Origin of the sequence: Candidatus Rhabdochlamydia sp. W815 (assembly GCF_018642185.1) — a bacterium.
Classification (GTDB): domain Bacteria; phylum Chlamydiota; class Chlamydiia; order Chlamydiales; family Rhabdochlamydiaceae; genus Rhabdochlamydia; species Rhabdochlamydia oedothoracis.
Genome location: NZ_JAAVTY010000068.1, coordinates 1 through 8,137, shown reverse-complemented (window position 1 = coordinate 8,137; position 8,137 = coordinate 1). Strand labels below are relative to the sequence as shown.

4 protein-coding genes and 2 pseudogenes are annotated in these 8,137 nt (G+C 35.7%); all 6 read left to right on the top strand.

The features are described from left to right. Window positions 1-216: pseudogene (locus RHOW815_RS05445) on the top strand (DDE-type integrase/transposase/recombinase); the annotation flags it as partial. Window positions 217-370: 154 nt separating this feature from the next. Beyond that, window positions 371-672: pseudogene (locus RHOW815_RS09340) on the top strand (IS30 family transposase); the annotation flags it as partial. 386 nt (window positions 673-1,058) lie between these two features. Next, window positions 1,059-4,142: an NAD-glutamate dehydrogenase domain-containing protein gene (locus RHOW815_RS05440; protein ID WP_215217321.1), complete on the top strand. Its 3,084-nt coding sequence runs from the start codon at window positions 1,059-1,061 to the stop codon at window positions 4,140-4,142. A 125-nt stretch (window positions 4,143-4,267) separates the two neighbouring features. After that, window positions 4,268-5,434, top strand: coding sequence for a heat-inducible transcriptional repressor HrcA (gene hrcA / locus RHOW815_RS05435; protein WP_215217320.1), 1,167 nt, complete (start codon window positions 4,268-4,270; stop codon window positions 5,432-5,434). After that, entirely contained in the window at window positions 5,435-6,007 is a 573-nt protein-coding gene (locus tag RHOW815_RS05430) for a nucleotide exchange factor GrpE (protein ID WP_215217319.1), read from the top strand. It begins immediately after the preceding gene. A gap of 22 nt (window positions 6,008-6,029) precedes the next feature. Next, the gene (gene dnaK / locus RHOW815_RS05425; RefSeq protein ID WP_215217318.1) at window positions 6,030-7,937 is read left to right on the top strand and encodes a molecular chaperone DnaK; all 1,908 of its coding nucleotides are present in this window, start codon (window positions 6,030-6,032) and stop codon (window positions 7,935-7,937) included. Window positions 7,938-8,137 lie beyond the last annotated feature (200 nt).

The window sequence follows — 8,137 nt, the reverse complement described above, 5'->3', positions numbered from 1 at the left end:
CCGAATCAAACTTGGGTGTCAGATATCAGTTATATAGCTACTCGTGAAGGATGGCTATATTTAGCAGTTGTGCTAGATCTGTTTTCAAGAAAAATTGTTGGATTCTCTATGAGTAGCAGGATGCAAACAGATCTTGTTAAACGTGCATTACAGCAAGCTATTATGAATAGAAATCCAGAAAGAGGCTTTATTCACCATTCTGATCGTGATTCTCAATAGATTTCTTTCATAACCCCTTATTTTAAAGCTTTCATTTATAGATTCCTATCTTAACAAAAGCATTTCCAGCTATATCGCTTAAACAATCATACTCTCATGGATTAAAATACTTTAAAATTTTAGATTGCTTATTGGTTATGCAAGAGATCTATTAACAACAGACAACGGAAAAGAATTTGCCTATCACCAAATGGTTAGTTTCGAGCTAGAGACAGACTTCTTACTTTGCAACGCCCTACCATTCTTGGGAAAGAGGCTTAAATGAGCATACAAACGGACTAGTTAGGCAATATTTTCTTAAAACACAAAGCTTTTTAGACACTACTTCCAAGCGTATGGAAAGGGTGGAAACTTATACTAAATAACAGACCTAGAAAGGCTCTCAACTTCGAAACTCCACTAGAAGTGTTTAGGAGATTATCCACAAACATGCTATGCCCGGGTACACAATAGATGTTTTTTCAAGTATTTATATGTTCTTTTTTCTGCACTTCGAGGTTGAAAGGGCCTGTCTAAAAAAAGGTGACAAGATCACTTTTTATTCCTGCATCATATCCTTTCTTCTTTGCTGTATTCAGTATCTAAAATAAGCTTTAACCGCTTTTTAGCATTTTTAAAGTAAGAAAAAATATCAAATAAAATATTTTAGGAATATTAAAAAATTTAATTTGAATCCTATTTTTCCTTGTTTGTTTATTTTATAAAAGTATTGTTATATTTTTTATATTCTATCGATAGTTAGTAAAAATCAAATAATGTTCGCTCTTTTATATTTAATAGATTGATTTTTTTCCTCTACATGCTATTCATAAGAAAAGACAACGGAGGAATAAACAGAGATGGATTCGCAATCCAAATTTCCTAAAGAAACACTAGAATATGGTATTGAAAAAGAACGTAAAAAATTTGAAGAGTGCTATCAATGGGTTGAGCAGCATATGCCTGCTAGTTTCTTTGAAAAGATGGACGAAGAGAGTTTGATGCTAATCGTTCATAACCTGATGAGCTTTAATCTAAACGATTTTTTTTCCCATATTCATTTAAAAAATCTCGGATTTACTCTTTGTTTAGATAGTCCAGATGCTGATTTGAAAGTTTTAAAACATTATAAAATGTTTGGTATTAAAAACTATCGATCGTTTACCTCTAATGCCCCTCTCCCTTTTCCTGGGGTAAAAAAGCTGCTACGCATTTCTATGATTGTCTTTAAAGAGACACAGGAAAAGGAATCAGAGGATGTTATTTCCCTAAAAAAGGAAAAAGAAATTTTAAAAAAAATCCAAGAACGTAACCCACAGGTAACAGAGCCTGATTTGCACAAGCTAATTACAGAATTAAATTCTTATTTTTTACGCTCTTTACCACAAGAGCGATTGACTTTAGCTTTAGATATGTTTTTTCGTGCTAAATCTCGAGATAATTGTCAGTATGAAGTGCGCTATAATGAAAACTGGGAAGAGAAAAAAGATACCCCTTCTTTGCAAATCGTATTTGCTTGGCGCAATGTTCCCAAATACAGTTTTTTGTACCGTATGGCACGCATGATTCATCGACATGGTCTGACGATGAAAAGGGTAAATGCTACTTATGTTGATGCATATAGTAGGCAAAATATTCTCATAATGTCACTAGGTTTACATGGGATTCAAGGAAAAGCTGCTTGGGAAGAAACCAATATCGATGATTTCTTAAGAGAACTCGTAACGTTAAAATACTTTGAAGGACTAGAAATCATTGAAGAGCTTTTTGTCGACGAAGGACTTTTAACCGGCAATCAAGGGAATCTTGTCAAAGCAATCATCTATTTTATTCACCAAACGCTCGTTCATGCTGATATGAATATCTATTCTTTTGGCCACATTGAAGAAGGCGTCTGCCGACATCCGGAACTAATTGTGAAAGTAATCCAAGCATTTGAAGCCAAATTCAATCCAGAAAGCGTCAATTTAGAAGCTTATCAAAATATACGTAGAGAATTTATGGATCTAGTAGATCGTCTAGACACAGGACATGAAATCAACGATACTAGGCGCAAAAATATTCTTAAACAAGCAATGAACCTGGTCGATTACACATTAAAGACAAACGTCTACCGTAACAATAAAACCGCATTTTGCTTTCGTTTAGATCCGGAATATCTTAATAGTGTCTTCTATGAGAGAAAAGATAAATTCCCCGAACTGCCCTATGCGGTTTTTTTTATGAAAGGATTGTACTTTATCGGTTTTCATATTCGCTTTCGCGACTTATCTAGAGGAGGCTTGCGGACTGTATTTCCCGAAAAAATGGAACAGATGCTTGTAGAGAGAAACTACATTTTTGCTGAATGTTATAATTTGGCATATACCCAGAACAAAAAAAATAAAGATATTCCAGAAGGAGGTGCTAAGGGAGTCATTTTCCTAGAGCCTTATGAAAGGTTGTACTCTGAGGAAGAAATCTATCAAAGAGAGTTAGAAGATGAAGGACTTCCCCAAGAGGAAATCAAGCAATATCTTAAGGCTTATCATCGAGAACAAAAGCTAGAATACCTCTATCAAACACAACGCTCTTATATTGAAAGTTTTTTAACTATTTTAAATTGTGATCCCGATGGAAAACTCCGGGCAAAACGGATTATCGATTATTGGAAAAAGCCTGAATACATCTATTTAGGCCCTGATGAAAATATGCACAATGAAATGATCGATTGGATTGCCTCATATAGTCAATATTATAACTATAAGCCAGGAGGAGCCTTTATCTCTAGTAAACCTGGATCAGGGATCAACCATAAAGAATTTGGGGTTACTTCTTTGGGTGTTAATGTATATATGGAAGAGATGTTAAAATTTCTGGGGATTAACCCTAACAAAGATTGTTTTACTGTAAAAATGTCAGGAGGACCAGATGGCGATGTAGCAGGCAATCAAATCTATAACTTATATCGATTTTACCCTACTACAGCTAAACTGCTTGCAACGATAGATATCTCAGGTACAATTTTTGATCCAGTCGGTTTAAATTTAGAGGTAATGGCTCGTTTATTTAAAGAAGGAAAACCCTTACGCTTCTACCCTCCATCTGAGCTTAATGATGAAGGGTTTTTATTAGACTTATATACAAAAAGAGAAGAAACGGCTTATGCACAAAAAACTCTTTGTTGGAGAAAAAAAAACGGGCAGTTAATAGAAGACTGGTTATCGGGAAATGAAATGAACCATCTGCTCAGACACAATGTACATCAGGTGAAAGCAGATGTTTTTATTCCAGGAGGAGGCAGACCTCGTACCTTAAACGAAAACAATATAAAAGATTTCCTAGATGAGGCAGGGAAACCCACTGCGCAAGCTATTATTGAAGGAGCTAATCTCTATCTTACTCCCTGGGCTAGACGTTCTTTAGAAAAATTAGGAGTGCTTATTATCAAAGATAGTTCTTCTAACAAAGGAGGCGTTACATGTTCTTCTTTTGAAGTACTTACTTCTTTGGTTTTATCTCAAGAGGAATTTGTTAAAGAAAAACAACAGATTGTAAATGAAATTTTAAGATTGGTAAGTATAAAAGCCCGAGAAGAAGCCTCTCTTTTATTAACTACTCATCGAGACACTCAAGGATTTTTAACCGATATTTCAGAATGGATTTCAGAAAGAATTAATCAGTATAAAGACCAATTAATGCAATATTTTCAATTTATGACCTTATCTAATGACCCAACCGATCCTTTTATTCGATGTTTACTTAACTATTGTCCTCCTCTTTTGAGGAATCAATACCAAAATAGAGTTTTAATAGAGGTTCCGGATATGCATAAAAAAGCGATTATTGCCTGTCAAATAGCCTCTCGAATCGTATATACTCGGGGCCTAGATTGGTCTCCTAGTCTAGTCGATATTCTTCCTCTCATTATTACTGACCCAAAAATCATTAATGGCTTAGATTAATAAAAATCTTATTTTCAAAAACTTATCCATAAAAATTAGCAGTCTAACCTCAAGACTGCTGATTTTTATTGATTCTCAGCTCCCTTTCAGTTATACTGGCTTTATAAATTTTAAGATTTTTTTATATGAAGCCACTGACCCCTAAAAAGCCAGCTAAAAGTCAAAGAGAGCGTTTAATCCTATTTGGATTGATTGAGTTATACCTTAAAACAGGTAAGCCGATTGGATCTCATACGCTTAAAGAGCAAGGGTTTAAAGCTTTGAGTCCAGCAACTATCCGCAATTATTTTATGAAATTAGAAGAAGAAGGCTATCTTAAACAGCAACACTCTTCTGGAGGGCGCATTCCCACCTCATTAGGATTTAAAATCTATGCGGAAGCACATATAAATAAGCCTCGTTTATCCGAACAAGATAAAAAAAACGCAACCCGTTTATTTCAAAAGCAAACAAGAGAACTAGTTGTCTATTTAAATCAAGTTACAGAATCTCTAAGCGAATTAACCAACTGTGCTGTCTTCCTTTCCGCTCCCCGTTTTGATCAAGATTTTATCTTAGATATTAAACTAGTAAGTATTGATCAAAACCGCTTGCTTTGTGTACTGATCAGTGACTTTGGTCTTATTCACAATGAAGTTTTATATGTTGATAATAAAATTTCTCATTCATTACTGCGAAAATTAGAAAGCTATTTTAACTGGCGTCTTAACAAACTAGATAAACCTCTATTAAATCACGAAGAAGAATCCCTTTCTGCTAAACTATATAAGGAAGCCATCTTAAGACATATTGTCTCTTATACTAATTTTAGTGTGGAAGACTTATTTCAAGCAGGTTTTTCTAAATTACTAGCTTACCCTGATTTTAATGATGCTTCTGTATTAGCAAGTGGGCTGTCTTTATTTGAAAACAAGCAGCAATTGCGAGCTCTGCTCAATAAGAGCTGTCAAATTGGTAAATTACACTCTTGGATTGGAGATGATTTACACGCCTTTGCTCCAGAAGCTATCTCTTGTTCCGTATTAGCAGTCCCCTACCACATTCACTATACAATCTGCGGAGCATTTGGCATATTAGGGCCAAATCGCATGCCTTATCGAGAGCTTTTTGGACTTTTAGAAATGGCCGCAAACATGATTTCAGACTCGCTAACAAGCAGTATGTATAAATATAAAATTTCTTTTAGACAACCTAAACACTCTCATCTCGAATCTAAAGAAAACCCACTTATCTTAGAAAAGAGTTCCTACTTGCTATTAGAAAATAAATCGCTTTATCAGAAGGAGAAATAGATGACTCAAGAACAGAATGAAACACAAGATGCATCGCATGAACTAGATGAAGGAAAAACTCATCAGCAAAAAGCAGAGCAAGAGCTGGAAGAATACAAAGATAAATACCTGCGCTTACTAGCTGAAATGGATAATACACGCAAAAGAATGCAAAAAGAAAAACAAGAAGCTATACGTTTTGCTATTGAATGTGCTCTAGAAGATTTTTTAAAACCCATTGATAATTTGGAAAACGCTTTAAATAGTACAGAGCATATGTCCAAAGAAGTACTTAATTGGGCTCAGGGATTCCAAATGATTGCACAGCAATGCAAAGAGGCGTTAGAAAAGCATGGAATTACCGCTTTTAGCTCTGATGGCAATATGTTTGATCCTAATTTGCATTATGCAATTGAGACAAAAGAGACAGAGGAAACTCCAGAAGGAACTATCCTTCAAGAATTTATTAAAGGGTATAAAAGCAGTAACCGCACTATACGCCCAGCGCATGTAAAAGTTGCTGTTTTGCCAGAATCAAAAAAGAAGGAAACAACCGATTTAGAAAAACCTTCTTTACCAGAACAAGATACATAAAAAAATAAAAGGAGAATATATTATGGCACAATCTAATTCTAATAAAAAACAAGTTGTTATTGGTGTCGACCTAGGAACTACGAATTCTTGCGTTGCTATTATGGAGAACGGCAAAGCAACAGTAATCTCCAATGCAGAAGGAGGTCGTACAACTCCATCAACCGTTGCTTATAAAGATAATGAACGTTTAGTAGGGGTGCCTGCAAAAAGACAAGCTGTTACCAATGCTAAGTCTACCATTTCTTCTTCTAAGCGTTTTATTGGACGCAAGTTTAATGAAGTGGAATCTGAAATTAAAACCGTCCCTTATGAAATCACTAAAAATGCAAATGGAGACGTTGTATTTAACATAGCTGGCAAGATAATCACTCCTGAAGAAGTTGCAGCTCAGATTTTAATGAAAATGAAAGAAACAGCAGAAGCCTATTTAGGGCATCCAGTCACTGAAGCTGTTGTAACAGTCCCTGCTTATTTCAATGACTCTCAAAGACAATCGACAAAAGACGCGGGGAAAATTGCTGGTTTAAATGTCTTAAGAATCATTCCAGAGCCAACTGCTGCTGCTTTAGCTTATGGGCTAGAAAAAAAAGAAGATCAAAAAGTAGTGGTCTTTGACTTAGGTGGAGGTACATTCGATGTTTCTGTATTAGAAATTCACGGTGGTGTTTTCGAAGTGTTAGCAACAAACGGAGATACTCATCTAGGCGGTGACGACTTTGACAATGCTATTCTACATTGGATGCTTGAGGAATTTAAAAAAGAAACCAGTATTGATTTAAGTAAAGATAGCATGGCTCTACAGCGTTTGCGCGATGCTGCTGAAAAAGCTAAAATTGAACTATCTGGTACACAGACTACCGAAATTAATCAACCATTTATTACTATGGATGCATCAGGTCCTAAACACCTCGCATTAACATTAACCCGAGCCAAGTTAGAATCCTTAGTTCATAACTTAATTGAACGTTTGATTAAACCTTGTGAAAAAGCGCTTGAAGATGCGAAATTAACCAAAGAAAAAATCAATGAGGTAATTCTAGTAGGCGGAATGTCTCGTATGCCAGCTGTTGAGAAAAAAGTGAAAGAAATATTTGGCCAAGAACCTCATAAAGGAGTTAATCCTGATGAAGTTGTCGCTATTGGTGCTGCTATCCAAGGGGCTGTGCTGACAGGAGATGTCAAAGACGTCTTATTGCTCGATGTAATCCCATTGACTTTAGGAATTGAAACACTAGGTGGAGTTCTAACTCCTATTGTAGAAAGAAATACAACGATTCCTACTAAAAAAACACAGATTTTTTCTACTGCAGCTGATAATCAACCTGCTGTTACTATTGTCGTTTTGCAAGGGGAACGTAAAATGGCTAAAGACAATAAAGAAATTGGCCGTTTTGATCTTACAGATATCCCTCCTGCACCTCGTGGTATGCCACAAATCGAGGTGGCTTTCGACATCGATGCTAATGGTATCTTGCATGTATCAGCAAAAGATGTAAAAAGTGGCAAAGAGCAAAAAATTCGCATTGAAGCAAAATCCGGTTTATCTGAAACTGAGATTGAGCGCATGCTAAAAGATGCAGAAGATCACGCAGAAGAAGATAAAAAAAATAAAGAAGAAGCAGAGCTAAAAAATAAAGCTGAAGCTGAAGCTTTCCAAGCACAAAAAGCTTTGGAGGAATTTAAAGAGCGCATCCCTCAAGAGTTTGCTCAAGAAGTACAAAGCAGAATAGATGCTGTAAGAAAAGCACTAGGTGATAAGGATATTGCTGCTATTAAAGCTGCCTACACAGAGCTAAATACCCATATGCAAAAAATTGGGGAAGCGATGCAGAGCGCACAACCAGCACCAGATGCTCAACCACCAAAGAATGAGAAAGAAAACATAGAAGAAGCAGAAGTAGAAATTCTCGATGATGAGGATAAAAAATAACTCCTGCTTGGAAAATCACATTCTGAGCTGTTCTAAGTAGCTCAGAGTTTTATTTTGTCAAACAGCTAATCTGTTTTTACAAGCTAAAAACAGATTAGCTTCTCTTAGAGCCTGTTTAAAATCTTTTCAAAAGTAGAGCAATAAAAGCAAGAACCACCATATTCAGGCTTGTATGTAGTTTTCTTTCGCAATTTTTCCAT

Excerpts from the sequence above, each read along its gene's own strand:
- RHOW815_RS05440 (WP_215217321.1), top strand. The coding sequence starts at position 1,059 with ATGGATTCGCAATCCAAATTTCCTAAAGAAACACTAGAATATGGTATT.
- hrcA (WP_215217320.1), top strand. The coding sequence starts at position 4,268 with ATGAAGCCACTGACCCCTAAAAAGCCAGCTAAAAGTCAAAGAGAGCGT.
- RHOW815_RS05430 (WP_215217319.1), top strand. The coding sequence starts at position 5,435 with ATGACTCAAGAACAGAATGAAACACAAGATGCATCGCATGAACTAGAT.
- dnaK (WP_215217318.1), top strand. The coding sequence starts at position 6,030 with ATGGCACAATCTAATTCTAATAAAAAACAAGTTGTTATTGGTGTCGAC.